A 21,408-nucleotide genomic window follows, 5' to 3' on the forward strand; every position below is an offset into this window, starting at 1 on the left:
GATTCCATGATGAAGCTGGTGCTGGCCATCGGCGTCGAACGCTTCCTGACCGAGCTGGCCACCTATATCGAAGAGGACTTCCGCCGCTGGGAGCTGTTCGACAAGACGCCGCGCGTCGCCTCGCACAGCCATGATGGCGTCATCGAACTGATGCCGACCAGCGACGGCCATCTCTACGGCTTCAAATATGTCAACGGCCACCCGAAGAACACGCGCGAGGGCCTGCAGACGGTGACCGCTTTCGGCGTGCTTGCCGATGTCGGCTCCGGCTATCCGATGCTGCTCACCGAAATGACCATCCTGACGGCGCTGCGCACCGCAGCCACGTCGGCGCTCGTTGCAAAGTACCTGGCGCCGAAGGGTGCCCGCACCATGACCATCATCGGCAATGGCGCGCAGTCGGAGTTCCAGGCGATCGCCTTCAAGGCCATCACCGGCATCGACAGGCTGCGCCTTTACGACATCGATGCGTCGGCCTCGCGGCGTTGTGCGAAGAACCTCGCCGGCATGGGTTTCGACATCACCATCTGCGCTTCCGGCCAGGAAGCGGTGGAGGGCGCGGAGATCATCACCACGGTGACCGCCGACAAGCAGTATGCGACGATCCTGACCGACAACATGGTGGGCTCGGGCGTGCACATCAATGCGGTCGGCGGCGACTGTCCCGGCAAGACCGAGCTGCATCGCGACATCCTGCTGCGTTCCGATATCTTCGTGGAGTTCCCGCCGCAGACGCGCATCGAGGGCGAGATCCAGCAGCTGGATGGCGATCATCCGGTGACCGAGCTGTGGCAGGTGATGGCAGGCAAGGCGGCGGGCCGGACCAGCGACAAGCAGATCACGCTGTTCGACTCGGTCGGCTTTGCTACCGAGGATTTCTCGGCGCTGCGTTATGTGCGCGATCAGCTCCACGCCACCGGCCTTTATGAAGAGCTCGACCTGCTTGCCGATCCCGACGAACCGCGTGACCTGTTCGGCATGTTGCTGCGCGCCGCCGCTGCATGACCCCGAAAATCGCAATCGATTTTCGGAAAGGATCGCAGGCCAGATACAAGTGTTAGAGTGACCTTTCCGCGTCCGCAAAGGACGCGCGGCGCTCTCGAGCGGCCGTTGTCAGGCGATACCTTGGAGATTGGAAACATGGCGCTCAAGCGGATGGACAACGTCGGAATCGTCGTCGAAGATCTCGGAGGGACGATTGATTTCTTTCGCGAACTCGGCCTCGAGCTCGAAGGGCGGGCCACGATCGAAGGAGAATGGGCCGGACGTGTCACTGGACTGGGCGGCCAGCATGTCGAGATTGCCATGATGCGCACACCCGACGGCCACAGCCGGCTCGAACTTTCCCGCTTCCTGAGGCCGCCTGTCGTTGCAGACCACCGGAACGCTCCGGTCAACGCCCTGGGCTACCTTCGTGTCATGTTTGCCGTGGACGACATCGACGAGACCCTTGAAAGGCTCCGCACGCGCGGCGCTCAGCTCGTAGGCGAAGTCGTCCAGTACAAGGACGCGTATCGGCTCTGCTACATCCGTGGGCCTGAAGGGCTTCTCATCGGACTCGCTCAAGAACTGAGCTGAGTGCAATACGAAAGACAAATGCCCGCGCGTCCGAGGCCGACCGTCTGTTCGAGCCGGCTCGCCGCCGTCAGCCTAACTCTTAGGAGGGGTTCCCGGTTCCGCTCGCACGCCTTTCAATACCTGGACCAGCGCCTTGCATTCCGCCTGGCGGTGGCCGTTGCGGCGCCAGGCCAGCGCGACGATGCGTGAAGGCATCGGCTCGGTGAAGGGCACCACGCGAAGGTCGGGCAGTGCTGCCGTCGGCGCCACCGCCATCTCCGGCACCAGCGTCACACCAAAGCCGTGTCCGACCATCTGCAGAAGCGTGGTCAGGCTGGTCGCGCCGTAATTCGCCATGGCGGTCGGGCGCACGCTGCCGCACAGCTGTAGCGCCTGTTCGCGCAGGCAATGGCCTTCTTCGAGAAGCATCAGTCTCTCCAGCACCGGGCTTTCCGGTGGTACAGGCGGCGCCACGAGGTCGGGTTCCGCGCGCGGCACTGCCAGGAAGAAGCGGTCCTCGAACAGGGCTTCGGCGGTCAGTCCCGGCTGGTCGAGCGGCAGCGCCGCGATGAAGGCGTCGAGGCTCCCGAGCGCGGCTTCCTCAGCCAACGTGTCTGTCACCGCCTCGCGCAGCTCAAGCCGCAACTCGGGATAGAGCCGCCGCAGTTCCGGCAGGATCGAGGGCAGCAGATAGGGCGCCACCGTCGGGATGATGCCGAGCCGGAAGCGGCCCTCCAGAGAACCGCGTCCCGCCACAGCTGCTTCTTCCACGTCGCGCGTGGCTGCCAGCGCCCGCGTAATCAGCGGCAAAAGCGTCAGCGCTTCCGGCGTCAGGATCGCGTTGCGGCCCGTGCGGTCGAACAGCTTGCAGCCGAGCTTTTCCTCCATGTCGGCGATCTGCGCGGAAAGCGCCGGCTGGCTGATTCCGCATAGCACCGCAGCGCGTCCGAAATGCAGTGTCTGCACCAGCGTCTCGAAATACTGCATCTGCCGCAGTGTGAGTTTTATCATAAGAAAAACCTATCGTAAAAAACACAAAAGGCAATTTGCTTTTATAGAATGGACCCCTTACGCTGTCTCTGTTCCACAATTCGGCGGGCGCCTCTGCGGCAGCTCTTCGGCAACCCACCCATTTACGAGGGAGGCAGCCATCGTCAGCCTCTCTCCAGATCAACGTCTGCCGCGCGCCCCGCGAAAGGGCATGGGGTTTGGCCTCGTTTGAAGTTCAGGATTGGAGAAAGAAATGGACGCAAAGACCGACGACAAAAGCGCAGGCAAATGCCCGTTCAGCGGCCATGGACCGAAGAATCGCGACTGGTGGCCCGAACAGCTGGACGTCCAGGTCCTGCACAACAACTCAGGCCTGTCCGATCCCATGGGCGAGACCTTTGACTACGCCAAGGAGTTCGAGAGCCTCGATCTGAACGCGGTCATCGCGGACCTGACGGCGCTGATGACGGATTCGCAGGATTGGTGGCCGGCCGACTTCGGGCATTACGGCGGCATGTTCATCCGCATGGCCTGGCACAGCGCCGGCACCTATCGCATCACCGACGGCCGCGGCGGCGCCGGCGCCGGTCAGCAGCGTTTTGCTCCGCTGAATTCCTGGCCGGACAACGCAAACCTCGACAAGGCTCGCCGCCTGCTGTGGCCAATCAAGCAGAAATACGGCCGCAAGCTCTCCTGGGCAGATCTTTTGATCCTGACCGGCAACGTCGCGCTGGAATCGATGGGCTTCAAGACTTTCGGCTACGCCGGCGGCCGCGCCGACGTCTGGGAGCCGGAAGAGCTTTACTGGGGCCCGGAAGGCACCTGGCTTGGCGACGAACGCTACAGCGGTGAACGCCAGCTGTCCGAGCCGCTGGGCGCCGTGCAGATGGGCCTGATCTACGTCAACCCGGAAGGCCCGAACGGCAATCCCGATCCCATTGCGGCGGCGAGGGACATCCGCGAGACGTTCTTCCGCATGGCGATGAACGACGAAGAGACCGTGGCGCTGATCGCCGGCGGTCACAGCTTCGGCAAGACGCATGGCGCCGGCGATCCGTCGCTGATTGGCCCCGCTCCGGAGGGGGGCGCCATTGAGGATCAGGGCCTCGGCTGGAAGAGCAAGCACGGTACCGGCGTTGGTGCCGACTCCATCACCGGCGGCCCGGAAGTGACCTGGACGCAGACGCCGACGCAGTGGAGCAACCTCTTCTTCAAGAACCTGTTCGAATACGAATGGGAACTGACGGCGAGCCCCGCGGGTGCCAAGCAGTGGAAGGCAAAGAATGCCGAAGCCACCATTCCGGATGCTTACGATCCATCGAAGAAGCATCTGCCGACCATGCTGACGACAGACCTGTCGCTGCGGTTCGACCCGGAATACGAGAAGATCTCGCGCCGCTTCTATGAGAACCCGGACCAGTTCGCCGACGCTTTCGCCCGCGCCTGGTTTAAGCTCACCCACCGCGATATGGGTCCGCGCGTCCGCTATCTCGGTTCGCTGGTCCCGCAGGAGACGCTGATCTGGCAGGATCCGGTTCCCGCCGTCGATCATGCGCTGGTCAACGAGCAGGACATCGCCGCGCTGAAGGCGAAGATCCTCGCCTCCGGCCTGACGGTGTCGCAGCTGGTCTCGACCGCCTGGGCCTCGGCCTCGACCTTCCGTGGTTCGGACAAGCGCGGCGGCGCCAATGGCGCGCGCATCCGTCTCGCGCCGCAGAAGGATTGGGAAGTGAACCAGCCGGCCGAGCTCAAGACCGTGCTTGGCAAGCTCGAAGCGATCCGCGACGAATTCAACGCTTCGGCTACCGGCGGCAAGAAGGTGTCGCTGGCCGATCTGATCGTGCTCGGCGGCAGCGCCGCGGTCGAGAAGGCCGCTCGCGACGCCGGCGTCGACGTGACGGTGCCGTTCGCACCGGGCCGTACCGACGCCTCGCAGGATCAGACCGACGTGCAGTCCTTTGCTCCGCTCGAGCCGCGCGCTGACGGTTTCCGCAATTACATCGGCAAGAAGCACCAGTTCATGAAGCCGGAGGAAGCTCTGGTGGACCGGGCGCAACTGCTGCGGTTGACGGGGCCGGAACTGACGGTGCTCGTCGGTGGCCTGCGCGTGCTCGGCGCGAATGCCGGTGGTTCCAAGCACGGCGTGTTCACCGACAAGCCCGGCACGCTGACGAACGATTTCTTCGTCAACCTGCTCGACATGGCAACCGAATGGCAGCCGGCGGGCGACGGCGTCTATGAAGGCCGCGACCGCAAGACCAAGGCGCCCAAGTGGACCGGCACCCGCGTCGATCTGATCTTCGGCTCGCACTCGCAACTGCGTGCCTTCGCCGAAGTCTATGGCAGCGCGGATTCCAGGGAGAAGTTCGCGAAGGACTTCGTGGCGGCCTGGACCAAGGTGATGAACGCCGACCGCTTCGATCTCGTCTGAGTTCAAGCTGATCAAAATAAAACAGGCGCGGAGCGATCCGCGCCTGTTTCTTATTGGAAGGTTGGCAAGGCGCCCAGGTGAGCGCCTTGCCTTCGTGTCCTTAGTCCTTCTCGAACATGCCGGTCTTGGCGACGACGCCGGCAATGGCGCCGCCGATCAGTGGCGCAACGATGAACAGCCAGAGTTGGCTGATGGCCGCGCCGCCGGTGAACAGCGCCGGGCCGATCGAACGTGCCGGGTTGAGCGAGGTTCCGGTCACCGGGATGATCGCGAAGTGCAACGCTGAAAGCGTCAGGCCGATGACCAGGCCGGCAAAGGCTGTCGTGTGCTTGCCGCTGGTGACGCCGAGAATGACCGTCACGAACGTGAACGTGCCGATCAGTTCCCACAGGAACGCGGAGCTCATGCCCCATTTCGTCTCGTCCCAGCCGTTCGCTCCGAAGCCGCCGGTATGGCCGCCGACCTGTCCCGAAACGATGATCCACAGCGCCAGCGAAGCGATGATGGCGCCGATGATCTGGGCGATCCAGTAAGGGATCACATCCTTGGCCGGCAAGCGACCGGCCAGGAAGACGCCCAGCGTCACCGCCGGGTTGAGATGCGCGCCGGAAATCGGTCCGATCGCGTAGGCGGCGGCGATAAGGCCGATGCCGAAAGCAAGGCCGATGCCTTCCTGTCCAAGCGGCAAGGCGCCGCCGAACCCGCCGGTCACCACCGAGGCGGTGCCGATGAACACCAACAAAAATGTACCCAGAACTTCAGCCAGATAAGATTTCATAGTCCCTCTCCTCGAAAGGGCCCTGCCAGCTCCTGGCAAGAGCCGCGAATCGCAAGCGGGAGCGTAAGCTTAAGCCGAACCGTTTTAAAGCGGCGGATATTGCGCCAGTTCAACGCCTTGTGCATTCGGGTTGCGCCCTTTAGAGCAGAAACGAAATCAATCCTACGCGGCGGACGAATGCGACTGGGCGGAAGGCTGGCGGCAGCCATCGAAGTTTTGGAAGACATCAATCGCCGGCATCGTCCGGCGGCCGATGCCTTGCGCGACTGGGGCCTCTCACACCGCTTTGCCGGCGGCGGCGATCGTGCCGCGATCGGCAACATCGTCTATGACGCCCTGCGCCGCAAACGCAGTGCCGGCTGGCTGTTCGATGATGAGACGCCGCGCGCGGTCGGCTTTGGCGCGCTTTTGCTGGAATGGGGGCAGACGGCGCAGTCGCTGAATGCCGTGCTCGCAGGTGACAAATTCGCGCCGCCCTTGCTGAGCGATGCCGAATTGGCGACCGTTGCCGGGCGCAGACTGGCCGACGCACCGGACGAGGTGCGGGCCGATAGCCCCGACTGGTGCGTGCCGCTGCTGAAAGAAGCTTTCGGCGAAACATGGGTGGAAGAGGGTGCAGCCCTTGCCGCCCGCCCGCCGCTCGACCTGCGCACGAACACCTTGCAGGCCAATCGGGCCAAGGTTCTGGCGGAACTCGCTGAGACGGGCGCCGAACCGGCACGTCTCGCCACTCAGGGTATCCGTATCGCGCCGATCGCCGGCGACGGCCGGCACCCGAATGTCCAGGCCGAACCAGCCTTCCAGAAGGGCTGGTTCGAAGTGCAGGACGAGGGCTCGCAGATCGCCGCGGAACTCGCCGACGCAAAACCCGGCATGCAGGTGCTCGACTATTGCGCCGGCGCCGGCGGCAAGTCGCTGGCGCTGTCGGCGGCGATGGAGAACAAAGGCCAGGTCTTCGCGCATGACGCGGAAAAGCAGCGCTTGGCGCCGATCTTCGACCGTATGCGCCGCTCCGAAAACCGTAACATCCAGGTCGTCGCGCGCGAGCAGGAGTTGGCGCCTCTGGCCAGCCACATGGATATCGTGCTGGTCGATGCGCCATGCACCGGTTCAGGCACCTGGCGGCGCCGGCCGGATGCCAAATGGCGGCTGACCAACCGCCAGCTCGATGCGCGCAAGGCCGAACAATCGGCCATACTCGATGTAGCCAGGAACTTCGTGAAACCCGGCGGCCTGCTCGTCTACGTCACCTGTTCGGTTTTCCCGGATGAAAATGGCGAGCAGGTGTCGGCTTTCCTGGCCCGGCACGAAGGATTTGCGCCGGTCGATCATGCCGCGCTGTGGCAAGCCCGTTTCCCTGGCCATAACGCTGCGGCTCGCCTCGGCCCGCACTTCGGCATCTCGTTGTCGCCGGCGCTGAGCGGCACCGATGGCTTCTATTTCTGCGCTCTGCGCAAGGCTGCGTGATCCCTTGACCTATGCTGCGATGCAGCATGGGCATTGCCTGTGGGGTGGCTCTGCGGTAAGCCGGCTAGAACATATTTCCTGAAAAGTCGCGGGCTCTATTGCACGTGCAAGATAACCTTGGGGGCAAGCACCATGGCAGCCAAGATCGTACCGGCCCCGAATTATGAGGAGCGCGTCAGGACCTCGTTCTCGCGCCAGCAAGCCATGGCCACGATCGGCGCCGAACTGACGCTGGTTACCCCGGGCATCATCGAGATCGAGATGCCCTATTCGGCCGAGCTTACGCAGCAGCATGGCTTCCTGCACGCCGGCGTGATTTCGACGGCGCTGGATTCAGCCTGCGGCTATGCCGCCTATTCGCTGATGCCGGAAAATTCCGGCGTGCTGACCATCGAGTTCAAGGTGAACCTCCTGGCGCCGGGCAAAGGCGAACGCTTCCTGTTCCGTGGCTCCGTCACCAAGCCCGGCCGCACCATCATCGTTGCCGACGGCCAGGCCTACGCCTTCGCCGCCGACGGCGAGGCCAAGCTGATCGCCACAATGACCGGCACCATGATGACGGTGACCGGACGTGAAGGCATCGAAGGGTGAGCTGCCGGCTCACGATTTCGTCGCGCAACTGACACGACGAGACGTTACGCAGGCCGAAACCACGCCGTGCGCCATGTCCTCAGGTGTTTAAGTCGATGAACCAGAATTCCGCAGACCTGCTTGTCGCTCTCGCCGGACGCAAGGTCCTGTTCGTCATGGCGGCGGATGCCGAGTACGGTCCGCACCTCAAGCGCCTGTTCAAGCCGTTGATGACCGGCGTCGGCCCGGTCGAAGCCGGCGTGCGGCTGGGCGCCGAATTCGCATGGCTGCAGGCCGCCGACCGGTTGCCTGATTTGATCGTCTCGCTCGGCTCCGCCGGTTCGCGCCGGCTGGAGCAGACCGGCATCTACCAGGCGACGTCGGTATCCTATCGCGACATGGATGCTTCCGCGCTCGGCTTCGAGAGAGGCGTCACGCCGTTTCTCGACCTGCCGGCAACCTTGCCGCTCGGTCATCGCATCGCCGGCATCGAAGGCGCGTCGCTCTCCACCGGCGCCAACATCGTATCGGGTGCCGCCTACGATACCGTTGCCGAAGACATGGTCGATATGGAGACCTTCGCCGCGCTGCGCGCCTGCCAGCTGTTCTCCTTGCCTTTGATTGCGCTACGCGGCATTTCCGACGGCGCTGCGGAACTGAGGCATGTCGGCGACTGGACCGAATATCTCCACGTCATAGACGAAAAGCTGGCCGCCGCCGTCGACCTGCTCAGCGTGGCACTTGCCGACGGCGCGCTGGACCTTTGACGGCGGACATTGCCGCGACACGAGAGCGGCATACCGGTTCATCTTGTCCGCATTCCGCTCCAGCGAGCCCATTGCGTCGAATCGGTTCTTTCTTTAAAGGCTCGCCATGACGACACATCCCCACACAGTTCTCATCATCGACTTCGGCAGCCAGGTCACGCAGCTGATCGCCAGGCGCTTGCGCGAAGCCGGCGTCTATTGCGAAATCGTGCCGTTCCAGTCGGCCGACGAAGGCTTCCGGCGGATCAATCCCAAGGCGGTCATCCTGTCGGGAAGTCCGCATTCCACCGTCGACATCGGCAGCCCGCGCGCCCCTGACGCGGTCTTCACGGCCGGCATCCCGGTGCTCGGCATCTGCTACGGCGAACAGACCATGTGTGCCCAGCTTGGCGGCAAGGTCGAAGGCGGCCATCACCGCGAATTCGGCCGGGCCTTCCTCGAGGTCGAGCAGGATTGCGCGCTCTTCGACGACGTCTGGGCAAAGGGCACTCGCCACCAGGTGTGGATGAGCCACGGCGATCGCGTCACCGCCATTCCGCCGGGCTTCAAGGTCGTCGGTACGTCGACCGGTGCGCCGTTCGCGGCGATCGCCGATGAAGAGCGCAAGTTCTACGCCGTCCAGTTCCATCCGGAAGTCGTGCACACGCCGGACGGCGCCAAGCTCTTACGCAATTTCGTGCATAAGATCGCCGGCATCCAGGGCGACTGGACCATGAAGGCCTATCGTGAGCACGCCGTCGAGGCGATCCGCAAGCAGGTCGGCAAAGGCAAGGTGATCTGCGCGTTGTCGGGAGGCGTCGATTCCTCTGTCGCGGCGCTGCTGATCCACGAAGCGGTCGGCAACCAGCTCACCTGCATCCTGGTCGACCACGGCCTGATGCGCAAGAACGAGGCGGCGGACGTCGTCACCATGTTCCGCGAGCACTACAATCTGCCGCTGATCCTGGTCGACGCCTCGGATCGTTTCATCTCCGCGCTGGAAGGCGAAAGCGATCCGGAAAAGAAGCGCAAGACCATCGGCCGCCTGTTCATCGAGGTGTTCGAGGAAGAGGCCAAGAAACTCGGGGGCGCTGAATTCCTGGCGCAGGGCACGCTTTATCCCGATGTCATCGAGAGCGTGTCCTTCACCGGCGCCACCTCATCGACAATCAAGTCGCACCACAATGTCGGCGGCCTGCCCGAGCGCATGAACATGCAGCTCGTCGAGCCGCTGCGTGAACTGTTCAAGGACGAGGTGCGCGTGCTTGGCCGCGAGCTAGGCCTGCCGGACAGCTTCATCGGCCGCCATCCCTTCCCGGGACCAGGCCTTGCCATCCGCTGTCCGGGCGGCATCACCCGCGAGAAGCTGGAGATTCTGCGCGAAGCCGATGCGATCTACCTTGACGAGATCCGCAAGGCCGGCCTCTACGACGCCATCTGGCAGGCTTTCGCCGTCCTGCTGCCGGTGCAGACTGTGGGCGTCATGGGTGATGGCCGCACCTATGAGTTCGTCTGCGCCTTGCGTGCCGTGACCTCGGTCGACGGCATGACGGCAGATTTCTACCATTACGACATGGAATTCCTCGGCCGCGCCGCCACCCGCATCATCAACGAAGTGCGCGGCATCAACCGTGTCGTCTACGACGTGACCTCGAAGCCGCCGGGCACGATCGAGTGGGAGTAGATGACGGCAGGAGACGATTAGCTAAGCCGCCGCTCGAGCGGGTCGTTCGGTCACCTGATCGCGATTGGCGCGCCACCATTCGACCAGTCTGGTGAGGCCTTCGTCGAGGTCGACGGTCGCCTTGAAGCCCAGCATCTTCTCCGCCTTGGACGTGTCGGCCAGACGCCGCGAGACGGGGTTCACCTTGCGCTCGGGTCCGTATTCCGGCTGGAGGTTGGAGCCCATCACGCGCAGGAGCGAGGCGGCCAGGTCGTTGAGGCTCGTCTCCACGCCGCTGGCGACGTTGAACACGTCGTCCTCCACGTCCGACAGCAGGGACAGGATGTTGGCTCGGGCGACGTCCTCGATATAGACGAAGTCCATGGTGGTGGACCCGTCGCCGAGGATCAGCGGCGGCTGGCCGGCGGCGATGCGTTCCATCCAGCGGATCAGAACCTCGGTATACTTGCCGTGCACGTCCATGCGCGGGCCGTATACGTTGAAATAGCGCAAGGCCACGTAAGGCAGGCCGTACATGTCGTTGAACGAGCGCAACAGGCCTTCCAGCATGACTTTGCTGGCGCCGTACCAGGTGCGGTTGTTGTACGGGTGGTGGTTCTCTTGGGTGGGGAAGAGGTCGGCCAGGCCGTAGATCGAGGCCGAGGAAGCCGCGCAGATCTTCTTCACGCCTTTGGCCTGGGCGGCTTCAAAGACGTTGTAGGTGCCGTCGCACATGACGCCAAGGGCTTCGCGAGGCTCGGCGGCGCAGGCGATGACCCTCAGGGTTGCCATGTGGATCACGGCGTCCATGCCGTCGGTGGCCCTGTGGACAGCCTCCACGTCGCGAATGTCGCCTTCGACGAGTTGGACGCGCGGGTCCTGCAGGGCGTCCTTGACGTTGTGCAGGCTACCGCGGACCAGGTTGTCGAGGATCACGATCTTTTCAGGTGCGTGATCCTTCAGCAGCAGGTCGATGGTGGTCGAGCCGATCAGACCGCAGCCGCCGGTCACCAGGATGCGAGAGCCCTCAAGTTTCATCGTGTTTCCCCTTGTCGGTTGGAGATGGCCTCGGCAGGCCTGTTTCAGCTTAAGCGAGATCCTGCTCGTCAAACGCTTGCTTGCAATTCCTTGACCGCAGCCACGACCACGTCCTGCTGCTGCTCCGTGAATTCCGGGAACATGGGTAGGGACAGAACCTCGGCGGCGGCCTTTTCAGCGTGCGGGAACTGGCCCCGCTTGTAGCCGAGGTCGGCATAGGCGGGCAGCAGGTGCACCGGAATGGGATAGTGGATACCCGACTGGATTCCCTGAGCGTCCAGCGCCTCCTGCCAGCGGGCGCGGTCGGGCGTGCGGATGGCGTAGATGTGGTAGACGTGGCGCACATCGGCGCGGACGAAAGGGGTCGGCAGGCCGGTGCCGGCGAACATGGCGTCATAGCGGGCGGCCATGGCGCGGCGCTGCTCGGTCCACAGGTCCAGGTACTTGAGCTTCACGCGCAGGACTGAGCCCTGAAGGCCTTCGAGGCGGTAGTTGTAGCCCTTGAGTTCGTGGTGGTACTTCCGCTCGGCGCCCCAGTCGCGCAGCATGCGGACCGCGCGGTTGTGGTCGGCATTGTCGGTGGTCAGCATCCCGCCTTCGCCATAGGCGCCGAGGTTCTTGCCGGGATAGAAACTGAAAGCCGCCATGTCGCCGATGGCGCCGACGCGCTTGCCCTTGTATTCCGCGCCGTGCGCCTGGCAGGCATCTTCCAGCACCACGAGGCCGCGCTTCCGGGCGATGGCCAGGATCGGATCCATATCGGCTGGCTGGCCGTAGAGATGGATCGGGATGATCGCCTTGGTGGCCGGCGTGACCGCGGCTTCGATCTGGGCCGGGTCGATGGTGTAGGTCGCAGGATCGATATCGACGAGAACGGGGGTGGCGCCCGTGTAGTAAATGGCCGCCACCGTTGCCACGAAGGTGAAGGGGGAGGTGATCACCTCGTCGCCCGGCCCAATCCCGGCGGCCAGCAGGCCCAGGTGCAGGGCGCTGGTGCCGGTGTTGACGCCGACGCCGAAGGTCGCTTGTGAATAGGCGGCGAATTCCTTTTCGAATTCAGTAACTTCGGCGCCCAGAGTGAACAGACAGGTCTCCAGCGTGCGCTGGATGGCGGCATCTACTTCGGGCTTGATGGAGGCGTATTGGGTTTTCAGATCGACGAACGGGATCATATGTTACGCAGCCCCTTTGCGTCGCAGGTGAATGGTTTCGCCACGCCCGCGCATGGAGCTGGTGGCGGCTTCGATGATCTCCACCACGCGCAGGCCAAGCTGGCCGTCCGCGGTCGGAACCCTCTTTTCGATGATGCAGTCGATCCACTCCTGGCCGGCGATGCGCAGGGCCTCCGCGGAGTCGAGCTTGGGCGCCCACATGTCGCCTGTCCGGTAGCCGACGCGCATCTCGTGGATCTTGGCCGGGTCGTCGGTAAAGGAGACGCCCTTGTCGTAGACCTTGACCTTTTCGGAAGGCTCCAGATCGTCATAGGTGATCATCTTGTTGGAGCCGCCGACCAGGATGTTGCGCACCTTTACCGGCGCCAGCCAGCTCACATTGATGTGCGCGATCATGCCGGAGTCGTAAAACAGCGAGATGTAGGCCAGATTTTCCGGGGTGCCGGGGAAATGGTTGATACCGCTGGCCGAAACCGCGTTCGGATGCTCTTCGAACAGATGGTCGATGATCGCGAAGTCGTGGACCGCCAGATCGGAGATGACGTTCACGTCCTTCTGGAAGAGACCCAGGTTCACCCGGGTGGCGTCGTAATAATAAATCTGGCCGAGCTCGCCGGCGGCGACGATCTCACGCATCTTCCGGACCGCACCGGTATAGATGAAGGTGTGGTCGACAATCAGGGTCAATCCGCGCCTGTCGGCCTCATTGATCAGCATCCTGGCCTGCAGCGAGGTTTCGGTCATCGGCTTTTCGAGCCAGAGATGCTTGCCGGCCTTCAGCGCCGACATGCCCAGTTCGAAGTGGCTGTTGACCGGCGTCGCCACGGCGATAGCGTCGATCTCGGGATCCTGGAACAGGGCTTGCACGTCGCCGGTGGTCTGGACACCCGGATAGCGGCGCTCCACCAACTCGCGCTTCTTGGGGTCCAGGTCGGCGACTATGCGGACCCGGGCATTGGGGAGCTCCATGAAGTTGCGCAGAAGGTTCGGCCCCCAGTAGCCGTAACCGATGATGCCGATATTGATGATTTTGGCCTGCTCCTCACCCGCTCCTCGCTCGCTGGAGTCCTGGAGGTCCCGTCGGACGCCTGGCTGAGAGGGGAAGCGCCCGTTGATCGTCCAATGTCGTGCCATCTCGACCTCTTCAAGCCATCTCGACCTCTTCAAGTTGTTAGTTTGAAGCCGCGAAGTCACTATGGCCGTTGGGTCATCAGGACCCAACCAGGGTCATCCAGGCAGACGAGGGCAGGTGCTGAAACTACCTCAAACGATCTACCCCAAAGATTGCAATTCGGGGTACGAAGCCGTGTCGACAGGGGAGTCAGCTGGCCTTTGCGGTCCTTGCGTCTCCGACCACACGGGCCGGCACGCCGGTAGCGATGGCGAAGTCGGGGATGTCACGGGTGACGACGGCGCCGGCGCCGATCAGTGCGCGCTCGCCGATGGTCACGCCTGGGGTGATGGTGACGTTGGAGCCGATGGAAGCGCCCTTCTTGACCAGGGTCGGCTCGACCTTCCAGTCGGCTTCACTCTGCGCGCTCCCGTCCAGGTTGGTGGCTCGGGGAAGGCGGTCGTTGGTGAACATCACCCCGTGGCCGACGAAGACCTCGTCCTCGATGGTCACGCCCTCGCAGATGAAGGTGTGCGAGGAGATCTTGCAGCGCTCGCCGATGTAGGAATTCTTCTGAATTTCGACGAAAGCGCCGATGCGCGAGCCGTTGCCGACCTCGCAGCCGTAGAGGTTGACCAGATCGGGGTGGTGGATGACGACCTCGCCATGCAGCACCACACTGTCCGAAATCGGCATCGCTTCCCCCTTACGGCCGTCTGTCGGTCGGTCACAGTTTTATGTAGCTTGCCTTGTCGCTTGGCAAGCTTTGGCCACTCGGGATAACAAGATTAGGGCAGGCTGCGACCGTGGGGGGAAGGATGCCGGAGCCATCTGATACCGAGCCGCCCGCAGCCGAGGTGGCGCGCATGCGTCACAACTACGAAGAGTTTCAAAGCCTTCGGGGTGAGGCTGAACGCTGCCTGGAGGCAGACGACCTCAACTCCGCGGCGGCCTATGTGGAAGCGGCGGTCACGCTTGCACGGAAGCGGCACTGCGGCTTCTACCGGTCCGAGCCGCTCGAGCAAATATTGATCGAGATCGCGCGCCGAACGCTTCCCGCGAAGGCCGAAGTCGCATGGCCGGTGCGGACGAAGATCGACCGCGTGCTGCACGTGGCCACCGTTCTGAACGAGGTCGGCGGCTTGACGCGGATGATGCGCCGCTGGATCGCTGCCGACGAGGGTCGTCATCACTCCCTGGCCTTGTTGCGCCATCCCGGGCAGCCACCGCAGTCGGTGCGCCAGGCCGTGGAGGCTCGCGGTGGCAAGATCCACATAATCGGCGCGACGCGCGGCGGACCTGTCGAATGGGCCGCCGCGCTCCGGAAGTTGTCGCTCGATTTCGACCTGGTGGTCCTGCACGTCAGCAACGAGGAGACGACGCCGGGCATAGCCTTCGCCGACGAGCGCAACCGACCGCCGGTGGTGCTGGTCAACCACGCTGACCATGCCTTCTGGGTCGGGCTCTCCGTGTGCGACCTGATCGCCAGTTCACGCGCGTCTGGCGAGCGGCTGGTGGTGGAGCGGCGTGGAATTCCGGCGGAGCGTCACGCCATCCTGCCGATCCAGATCGATGCGCCGATGCGCAGGCACAGCCGGCTCCAGGCGCGGGAGAAGCTCGGCATTCCGGTCGGCGGGCCGCTCCTGGTTTCGGTGGCCCGTGGCGTGAAATATCGCACGGTGGGCGGGATTTCGTTCGCCGACATGCATGTCGAGACGCTCCTGGCACACCCCGATGCGCGATTACTGGTCGTGGGTCCGGGAGAGCCGGCCGACTGGCAGGAGGCCATAGCGGCGACCGGTGGGCGGATCATGGGGCTGCCGGAGACGCCCGATCCCTCGCTCGCTTTCGAGGCTGCGGACGTCTATCTCGACTCCTACCCCTTCGTATCGATCACTTCGATGCTGGAAGCCGGCGGGCTGGGCGCGCCCTGCGTGACGCTGTTTCCCTATCCGCCGGATGCGAACGTCATGAGCACCGATATGCCCGGGCTGGCGCCGACCATCGGCTTCGCCACCTCGATGGCGGACTATAACAGCATCCTGGCGGACTGGCTGGCCAAGCCGGAGGCGCTGCGTCGGCGGGGTGACGAGACAGCGCTCAACGTCAAGCTGCTGCACACCACGCCGAATTGGCTCGAAAGCCTGGAGGCGCTCTACGCCAGGGTTCTGGCGATCCCGCCAGTCACGCCGCTGCGCAAAAAGGGAGTGCGCGCGGGCGAGGAGTTCTACGACGGCTATCCCGATATCCTTCTCAACGAGGTGTTCGGCGAATTCGACAGCGTCGAGGCGATCCTGAAGCGTTCCATGCGCCTGATGTCGCTGCCGGAACGGCTCCGGGTCTGGCAGCGCCTGGCGCGTACCAGGACCTTTGACGGGTCGCGCGACGCGATGCGCAACCTGCTGCCCGAATGGCTGCCCCGGTTCGTGGGCCGGCTGAGGGGCGGCCACTGAATGTGAGGTTTCAAAACCGGGGTTGATCGGCGCGCACATAGTCGGCCGCATCTGCTGCGCCCTCACCATGCGTTACCACCATCGCCTGAAGTGGCCGCCAGTTCAGACAGCCATCGCGATTTATACTTTTGGGTTAGAGCCTTACCTCTGATGAGCGATTCCCTTCGAAAGGATAAGGCTCATGGGCACCCCGGGCTCAATATGGTGGCGTTGGCGTGCCGGACATCACAGCTAGTATGAGGCTTGCTGTTCGATACTGAAAAGACAGAGGGCGAAAGTGGGTACGCTTGCGCGAGCACCGAAGCTTCTGAAGCGGGCTGTCCGCGCGTTCGGTGTCGAAAGGCGTCATCTGGTCGGCCCGCGCATGGTCCTCGAACGTGAAGGCATGTCCGTTCTTGGACGACGCGTGCGCCGCTTGGGAGGCCGGATCCTCGCCTACCATTCTGTGGGCCAGCCGCTAATGGCTCATAACGATGTGCCACCGAAGCTGTTCCGGCGCCAGCTGGAGTGGGCCGCGGTGCGGGGCTATCGGTTCGTCCCAGCCGCGGAGATTGCGCGGACGGGAGGCGGCCCGATGGACCTCGCCATAACCTTCGACGATGGCCTGCGCAGCGTGATGACCGAGGCCGCACCGATCCTGAAGGACTTCGCGGCGCCGTGGAGCCTCTTCGTGGTCACCGACTGGAGCGAAGGCGCCTCGCCCTGGAACACCGACGAGATTCTGGGCTGGCGCGATCTGGAGCGCCTGGCCGCCGGAGGCGCCGAAATCGGCAGCCACTCCGCGACCCATCCCGATTTTGGACTGCTGGACGGCCCCACCGCCCGCGAGGAACTGGACCGCTCGCGCGCTATGATCGAGGCCCGGCTCGGCTTTGCGCCGACGTCGTTCGCGATCCCGCTAGGCCAGTCGGCCAACTGGACGCCGATCGCCATGCGGGAGGCCAAGGCAGCAGGCTATGATCTGATCTACGCCCAGGCCGAGGAGACGCGTTCGGCTGGCACCATCGCGCGCACCTTCATCACGCGCTTCGACAACATACGGGTGTTTTCGGCGGCCCTGACGGGCGTCTTCGATCGGTGGGAGGAGTGGGGATGAGACAGGCGCGCATCGTTTCGGTAATCGTCCCGACCTGCGACCGTCCGCGGTTCCTGGACCAGGCGCTGGCGAGCATCCGCGCGCTGGAGGGTCCGGACCTGACGTTCGAGATTCTGGTTGGCGACAATGGCTCCAACCACGACTCCACCGGCACCGTGACGCAACTCCACGGCGCGCAGCACCTCATCGTGACGACGGCGGGCGCCGGCGCCGCGCGCAACGCGGCGATGCGGGCGGCCACGGGGGAGTTCCTGGCTTTCCTGGATGACGACGACGTCTGGACCGAGCAACATATACGGCCGCACTTGCAACTTTTCGACCGCCATCCGGAGGTCGACGCGGTCTTCGGTCAGGTGGTGATGACTGATCCTGATCTGCGGCCGATCGCGCGCCCCATCCCCGATGACGTCCGTCCCGATGGTGACCACCTGAAGATGATGCTGGACGGCTATTTCCCGCAGATCGGCGCCACCATGGCGCGTATCGGGGTACGCGATGCCTACGGTTACTTTGACGAGACCCTGCTGGCCGACCAGGACTGGGACTGGCAGTTGCGCATCGCCGGCGGGCGGCACATGGAGCATGTGGCGGTGCCTTGCGTCTTGTTCCGCCAGCGTCCGTCGGGATCCTACGATGCGTTGGTCTTGAGGCGAATCCCCTATACGCGCAAGGTGTTCCTGCGGCACGCCATCCCCGTCTGGCGCAAGTGGCGCTCGCCGAAGGAGTGGCTGCATTCCTATTTCGCCACGCTCTTGGGGTTCTACACCTATTTCGCCGATGCAGCGGTGGAGCGGGCGGCCAAGGGGGATGCGAAGGGCGTGCGGTTCGCGGTGCGTCATGCGCTGCTGGTGTTCCCGTTCCGGGCGGTAAAGCAGCTCGTGATGCCGACGCCGTTGCGCGCGGCATTCTTATGGTCGATCGGCCTGGGTGCGCGACCGCTGGCCGCCGAGGACACGGCGCTGGAGTGAACAGGCGTGGAGCTTAAGGATCGGATGGGCATGCAGGACGCCAAGGCCGCGCCGAAAACCGGCGCTCCCGTCATCAGCATCGTCATAGCCACGCACAACCGCAGTCTCGACGTCCTGGAGAACGTCGGCGCCCTGCTGCCGCAATGTGTGGGCCAGCCGGTAGAGGTCATCGTCATCGACAGCGCCTCGGCGCCGGCGCATGCCGAGGTGCTGGCGAACCTGAGAGCGCGCGAGGGATTGAGCTTCGTCCGGCTCGACGAGCCAGGCGTTGCCCGGGCCCGCAACGCGGGTTTCGAGTCTGGCAGGGGCGAATGGATTGCGCTGTTGGACGACGACGCCGTACCGCGCCCCGGCTGGGTAGAGGCAGCGATCACCGACGCGGCCCGCTGTGACATCCAGACCGCCATCCTGGCCGGGCGTGTGGTCCCACGCTGGCCCGACGCTGCCGGCAGCCTTGAAATGCCGCCGAGCCAGCTCGGGCCGCGCGCGCGCCTGTTGTTGTCGGTGGTCGACGAGGACGGCTTCCGGGACACGACCGATCATCCCATCGGCGTCGGCGCCAACATGCTGTTCCGCCGCAGCATGCTGGAAGCACACGGCGGGTTCGACGTCACGACCGGTCGGGTCGGCTCGAACCTGGCCAGCGGGGAAGAGGCCCAGATGATGACCGACCTGATCGAGGCCGGCTATCGCTGCTGGTACTCGGACGCCTTCGTAGTGGACCACAAGATCCATGCTGGCCGTCTGACGCGCGCATGGCTCACGGAGCGCGCCCGCAAGGAAGGCGAGGTGGAACTGAGGCGCTTGAAAACGCCGGGCCAGAAGATCGCGCGCGCGATCAAGATGCTCATCGCCACCCCGATGCTGGCCATGCTCCAGATGCTCGACCGGCCCGAACACGAGTATTACCTGCGCCTGAACCACAACCTTGGCCTGCTGCGAAAGCTGTTCGCCTAAAGCAACTCCAGGAAAAGTGCGTAGCGGTTTTGCGTTCGGAATTGCGCGAAACAAAGAGCTGAGCGGGCTCAGGCGGCAACCGGCGCGACTTTCTGCGTCACCTGGTGAGCCCAGGCCATGATTGGTCGTTCGAAGAACCGCCAGGACACGGTCGCGAGGCCGACGGTCGCGACAAGCTCGATGGGCGCCGAGATCCAATCCGGCGTTGCGAGCGTGATGCCAAATTTCCGAAGTACGGTCTCCATGTCATAGAAGTGCACGAACTCGTGGAAGATGTAACAGCCGTAGCTGATGCGCCCCAGGCTGCGCAGGGGCCTGGTCTCCAGAAAGGCGACGAAGCGCGAGGCCTGGTTCTCCGCGATCTGGAGGACCAGAAGCGCGGCTGTAACCGCGATTGCTGGCGCATAGATGCGCCAGACGATCTCGTCCTTGAGGACAGTGAGGGGCACGATGAGAAGAGCGAGCGCGGCAGCGGTCTGGGCCGGCGTGGAGACCAGCCATCCTGGCACCCGCCGGTCGAGGTTCAGTCCTGCCAGACCGCCCAGGGCGAGATAACCAAAGCCGGTCATGGGATTCAGGCCGACGACCTTGGCCGATACTCCGGCCCATTCGAGGCTCGCCTGAGTGACAAGACCCAGAACGACGAAGGCAACGCAGATGTGTCTGGCGGCCTTGCTGGGAGTGAACAGCAGCAAGGGTGCAAACAACAGATAGAATTGCTCTTCGATCGCCAGCGTCCAGAAGTGGTTGAAATGGCCCACCCAGTGGCCGGTCGTGAACACATAGATGTTTGTGGCGTAGAGCAGCATGGCCAGGGGCGCACCGCCTTCGAAGCCATCGAAGTGAACGAACAGCGAGGCAATCAGGAAGAAGCCTATCGTCGCGTAGTAGATGGGGAATATCCTGGCCGAGCGCCGAAGATAGAAGCGCCCCAGACCTGCGAGCGTCGTCGTCTCGCCCGCCTCGATCGCCACCCGCGTGCGAGCCAGGATACGAGTGATCAAGAGGCCGCTGAGCGCGAAGAAGAGCATGACCCCGTCGCCGCCGAGGGATCCATACGTCCCTTGATGGAACTTGTGGCTGATGAATACGAAGATGAAGGCGATCGCGCGCAGGCCATCGAACCCTCTGATGCGGCGTTCGTCATTCAGTCGCATCGACCGCAGTTCCGCCCGCATCTATCGCATGGCCCTTTGTCGGTTCGGGGACAAGGCAGCGGTCGCGCTGCTGGCCTCGGCGCCCTCCCGCGCGGTCAATCTTGCGCCCAACCGCAGGAACGGCCGCTCGAAGAAGTGCCAGGAGAGCGTCGCCAGCGCGACGGTGATGGAAAGCTCCAGGGCCAGTTGCACGACAAGCGGCGCGTCGAGGTCCATGTGAAGTCTACGGAAGACCGCTTGGACCTCGTAGAAATGGATGAACTGGTGCAGGACGTAGAAGGAATAGCTCACCCGGCCGAGTGAGCGCAAAGGCCACAGGTTGAGGAAAGCCACGACTGGCGTCTGCTGGTTCCGGGCGATCTGGAACAGGAACAGGCCTGCAACTATGCAGGTTAGCGGTCCCCAGACGTTCCATGTGGCTCGGAAGTATCCGAAGACCAGCGGGATCACGATCAGCGCCAGGCCAGCCGCCGCTTGGGCGAGCGCACTCACCAGCCACGCGGGCGGCTTGAGGTTTTTCAAGGAAGCGACGAAGCCGCCGACGCCGAGCATGCCGAAGGCGATCAGCGGATCGACGTGGATGGCGTTCGGGTGGGCCTTCACCGACACGAGCCAAGCCAGCATGCCTGCGCCGGCAAGCATGAAGCCGACGCATATCCGAGCCAGGTATCTGCGTGGGGTGAACAGCAGGATCGGCGCGAAGAGCAGGTAGAACTGTTCCTCCGCCGCCAGCGACCAGAGGTGACCGAAATGGCCGTGGTCCGCAGCCGGTGTCATCTCGATATAAATGTTGGTGCCATAGAGGGCATAGATCGTCGCTTCCATGCGCGAGAAGCCGACGAATGAGGTGAACAGCGACCCCAGTGCGAAAACGCCGAGACAGGCGTAGTAAAGCGGGAAGATGCGCAGGCTGCGGCGTATATAGAAGTCCCCCATCGACCGCCAGCTGGACTGGGTCCCGGCTTCGACCTTTCCGCGCATCTCCGACAGGATTGAGGAGATGAGCATGCCGCTGAGCACGAGAAAGAGCCAGACGCCGACGGAGCCGTAGGAATCGTGGTGCGGCAGGGTCGTCTTGTGGCTGATGAAGACCATCAGGACGGCGATCGCACGAACGCCGTCGAAGCCGGCTATGCGGTCTTCCGCCGGCCGGGCGATCGCCTTGGCGGGCTGGGCGGCGAAGATCGCATTTTGATCAACCGTTGCCATGGATCAATACCCGAGCCGATACTCCGCATCTCGAACAGCTTCACA

At 63.8% G+C, this 21,408-nt stretch carries 19 protein-coding genes; 11 read left to right on the plus strand and 8 right to left on the minus strand.

From position 1 onward, the window contains the following. Together AO692_RS28430 and AO692_RS28435 are read left to right on the plus strand one after the other, a co-directional pair. Nucleotides 1–1,005, plus strand: a 1,005-nt coding sequence (locus tag AO692_RS28430) for an ornithine cyclodeaminase (RefSeq protein ID WP_152980007.1), incomplete at its 5' end; no start/stop codon positions are given. Nucleotides 1,006–1,140: 135 nt separating this feature from the next. Continuing rightward, entirely contained in the window at nucleotides 1,141–1,578 is a 438-nt protein-coding gene (locus tag AO692_RS28435) for a VOC family protein (protein WP_054313407.1), read from the plus strand. Nucleotides 1,579–1,650: 72 nt separating this feature from the next. Here AO692_RS28435 and AO692_RS28440 read toward each other — a convergent pair whose 3' ends face one another. Continuing rightward, nucleotides 1,651–2,568 (minus strand): hydrogen peroxide-inducible genes activator, encoded by a 918-nt coding sequence (locus tag AO692_RS28440; protein WP_054313408.1) that lies wholly within the window; start codon nucleotides 2,566–2,568, stop codon nucleotides 1,651–1,653. 232 nt (nucleotides 2,569–2,800) lie between these two features. On the opposite strand from AO692_RS28440, the gene katG reads away from it, so the two are divergent. Beyond that, nucleotides 2,801–4,978 (plus strand): catalase/peroxidase HPI, encoded by a 2,178-nt coding sequence (katG, locus tag AO692_RS28445; protein ID WP_054313409.1) that lies wholly within the window; start codon nucleotides 2,801–2,803, stop codon nucleotides 4,976–4,978. A 100-nt stretch (nucleotides 4,979–5,078) separates the two neighbouring features. Here the strand turns inward: katG and AO692_RS28450 are convergent, their stop codons facing one another. Continuing rightward, a complete protein-coding gene (locus tag AO692_RS28450; protein WP_054313410.1) occupies nucleotides 5,079–5,756 on the minus strand; it encodes an MIP family channel protein in 678 nt (225 codons plus the stop codon). Between the two features lie 177 nt (nucleotides 5,757–5,933). On the opposite strand from AO692_RS28450, the gene AO692_RS28455 reads away from it, so the two are divergent. The 4 genes from AO692_RS28455 to guaA all read left to right on the plus strand — a co-directional run bounded on the left by AO692_RS28455 (nucleotide 5,934) and on the right by guaA (nucleotide 10,223). Next, entirely contained in the window at nucleotides 5,934–7,223 is a 1,290-nt protein-coding gene (locus AO692_RS28455; protein WP_054313411.1) for an RsmB/NOP family class I SAM-dependent RNA methyltransferase, read from the plus strand. Between the two features lie 132 nt (nucleotides 7,224–7,355). Next, nucleotides 7,356–7,814, plus strand: a complete 459-nt coding sequence (locus AO692_RS28460; protein WP_054313412.1) for a PaaI family thioesterase — start codon at nucleotides 7,356–7,358, stop codon at nucleotides 7,812–7,814. A 95-nt stretch (nucleotides 7,815–7,909) separates the two neighbouring features. Then, complete coding sequence (locus AO692_RS28465) at nucleotides 7,910–8,560, plus strand: 5'-methylthioadenosine/S-adenosylhomocysteine nucleosidase (RefSeq protein ID WP_054313413.1); 651 nt, start codon at nucleotides 7,910–7,912, stop codon at nucleotides 8,558–8,560. Between the two features lie 106 nt (nucleotides 8,561–8,666). Continuing rightward, nucleotides 8,667–10,223, plus strand: coding sequence for a glutamine-hydrolyzing GMP synthase (gene guaA, locus AO692_RS28470; protein WP_054313414.1), 1,557 nt, complete (start codon nucleotides 8,667–8,669; stop codon nucleotides 10,221–10,223). Between the two features lie 21 nt (nucleotides 10,224–10,244). Here guaA and AO692_RS28475 read toward each other — a convergent pair whose 3' ends face one another. From AO692_RS28475 to AO692_RS28490, 4 genes are all read right to left on the minus strand, one after another. Next, nucleotides 10,245–11,240, minus strand: a complete 996-nt coding sequence (locus AO692_RS28475) for an NAD-dependent epimerase/dehydratase family protein (RefSeq protein WP_054313415.1) — start codon at nucleotides 11,238–11,240, stop codon at nucleotides 10,245–10,247. A gap of 68 nt (nucleotides 11,241–11,308) precedes the next feature. Next, entirely contained in the window at nucleotides 11,309–12,412 is a 1,104-nt protein-coding gene (locus tag AO692_RS28480) for a DegT/DnrJ/EryC1/StrS family aminotransferase (RefSeq protein ID WP_054313416.1), read from the minus strand. 3 nt (nucleotides 12,413–12,415) lie between these two features. Further along, complete coding sequence (locus tag AO692_RS28485; protein WP_054313579.1) at nucleotides 12,416–13,441, minus strand: Gfo/Idh/MocA family oxidoreductase; 1,026 nt, start codon at nucleotides 13,439–13,441, stop codon at nucleotides 12,416–12,418. A gap of 292 nt (nucleotides 13,442–13,733) precedes the next feature. Next, nucleotides 13,734–14,219: an acyltransferase gene (locus AO692_RS28490; protein WP_054313417.1), complete on the minus strand. Its 486-nt coding sequence runs from the start codon at nucleotides 14,217–14,219 to the stop codon at nucleotides 13,734–13,736. 122 nt (nucleotides 14,220–14,341) lie between these two features. On the opposite strand from AO692_RS28490, the gene AO692_RS28495 reads away from it, so the two are divergent. The 4 genes from AO692_RS28495 (at nucleotide 14,342) to AO692_RS28510 (ending at nucleotide 18,997) form a co-directional block, all read left to right on the plus strand. Beyond that, the gene (locus tag AO692_RS28495; RefSeq protein WP_054313418.1) at nucleotides 14,342–15,976 is read left to right on the plus strand and encodes a hypothetical protein; all 1,635 of its coding nucleotides are present in this window, start codon (nucleotides 14,342–14,344) and stop codon (nucleotides 15,974–15,976) included. A 574-nt stretch (nucleotides 15,977–16,550) separates the two neighbouring features. Further along, nucleotides 16,551–17,072 carry a polysaccharide deacetylase family protein gene (locus AO692_RS28500; protein WP_244483534.1) on the plus strand — a complete coding sequence of 174 codons (522 nt, stop codon included), beginning with the start codon at nucleotides 16,551–16,553 and terminating at the stop codon, nucleotides 17,070–17,072. After that, nucleotides 17,069–18,040, plus strand: a complete 972-nt coding sequence (locus tag AO692_RS28505; protein WP_054313419.1) for a glycosyltransferase family 2 protein — start codon at nucleotides 17,069–17,071, stop codon at nucleotides 18,038–18,040. The genes AO692_RS28500 and AO692_RS28505 overlap by 4 nt, the downstream gene beginning before the upstream one ends. 30 nt (nucleotides 18,041–18,070) lie before the next feature. Then, nucleotides 18,071–18,997, plus strand: coding sequence for a glycosyltransferase family 2 protein (locus AO692_RS28510; RefSeq protein ID WP_161808142.1), 927 nt, complete (start codon nucleotides 18,071–18,073; stop codon nucleotides 18,995–18,997). 68 nt (nucleotides 18,998–19,065) lie between these two features. Here the strand turns inward: AO692_RS28510 and AO692_RS28515 are convergent, their stop codons facing one another. Beyond that, complete coding sequence (locus AO692_RS28515) at nucleotides 19,066–20,154, minus strand: acyltransferase (RefSeq protein WP_161808143.1); 1,089 nt, start codon at nucleotides 20,152–20,154, stop codon at nucleotides 19,066–19,068. Nucleotides 20,155–20,175: 21 nt separating this feature from the next. Next, nucleotides 20,176–21,363: an acyltransferase gene (locus AO692_RS28520; RefSeq protein WP_054313422.1), complete on the minus strand. Its 1,188-nt coding sequence runs from the start codon at nucleotides 21,361–21,363 to the stop codon at nucleotides 20,176–20,178. Nucleotides 21,364–21,408: the final 45 nt, after the last annotated feature.

This window comes from Mesorhizobium sp. 1M-11, assembly GCF_001303895.1.
Taxonomy (GTDB): domain Bacteria; phylum Pseudomonadota; class Alphaproteobacteria; order Rhizobiales; family Rhizobiaceae; genus Mesorhizobium.

Bases quoted from the DNA above. Each gene is read 5' to 3' on its own strand.
- AO692_RS28490 (WP_054313417.1), bottom strand. From the start codon at position 14,219: ATGCCGATTTCGGACAGTGTGGTGCTGCATGGCGAGGTCGTCATCCAC.
- AO692_RS28460 (WP_054313412.1), top strand. From the start codon at position 7,356: ATGGCAGCCAAGATCGTACCGGCCCCGAATTATGAGGAGCGCGTCAGG.
- AO692_RS28455 (WP_054313411.1), top strand. From the start codon at position 5,934: ATGCGACTGGGCGGAAGGCTGGCGGCAGCCATCGAAGTTTTGGAAGAC.
- AO692_RS28510 (WP_161808142.1), top strand. From the start codon at position 18,071: ATGCAGGACGCCAAGGCCGCGCCGAAAACCGGCGCTCCCGTCATCAGC.
- AO692_RS28500 (WP_244483534.1), top strand. From the start codon at position 16,551: ATGGACCTCGCCATAACCTTCGACGATGGCCTGCGCAGCGTGATGACC.
- AO692_RS28520 (WP_054313422.1), bottom strand. From the start codon at position 21,363: ATGGCAACGGTTGATCAAAATGCGATCTTCGCCGCCCAGCCCGCCAAG.
- AO692_RS28480 (WP_054313416.1), bottom strand. From the start codon at position 12,412: ATGATCCCGTTCGTCGATCTGAAAACCCAATACGCCTCCATCAAGCCC.
- AO692_RS28495 (WP_054313418.1), top strand. From the start codon at position 14,342: ATGCCGGAGCCATCTGATACCGAGCCGCCCGCAGCCGAGGTGGCGCGC.
- AO692_RS28505 (WP_054313419.1), top strand. From the start codon at position 17,069: ATGAGACAGGCGCGCATCGTTTCGGTAATCGTCCCGACCTGCGACCGT.
- AO692_RS28475 (WP_054313415.1), bottom strand. From the start codon at position 11,240: ATGAAACTTGAGGGCTCTCGCATCCTGGTGACCGGCGGCTGCGGTCTG.
- AO692_RS28435 (WP_054313407.1), top strand. From the start codon at position 1,141: ATGGCGCTCAAGCGGATGGACAACGTCGGAATCGTCGTCGAAGATCTC.
- AO692_RS28465 (WP_054313413.1), top strand. From the start codon at position 7,910: ATGAACCAGAATTCCGCAGACCTGCTTGTCGCTCTCGCCGGACGCAAG.
- AO692_RS28450 (WP_054313410.1), bottom strand. From the start codon at position 5,756: ATGAAATCTTATCTGGCTGAAGTTCTGGGTACATTTTTGTTGGTGTTC.
- AO692_RS28440 (WP_054313408.1), bottom strand. From the start codon at position 2,568: ATGATAAAACTCACACTGCGGCAGATGCAGTATTTCGAGACGCTGGTG.
- guaA (WP_054313414.1), top strand. From the start codon at position 8,667: ATGACGACACATCCCCACACAGTTCTCATCATCGACTTCGGCAGCCAG.
- AO692_RS28515 (WP_161808143.1), bottom strand. From the start codon at position 20,154: ATGCGACTGAATGACGAACGCCGCATCAGAGGGTTCGATGGCCTGCGC.
- katG (WP_054313409.1), top strand. From the start codon at position 2,801: ATGGACGCAAAGACCGACGACAAAAGCGCAGGCAAATGCCCGTTCAGC.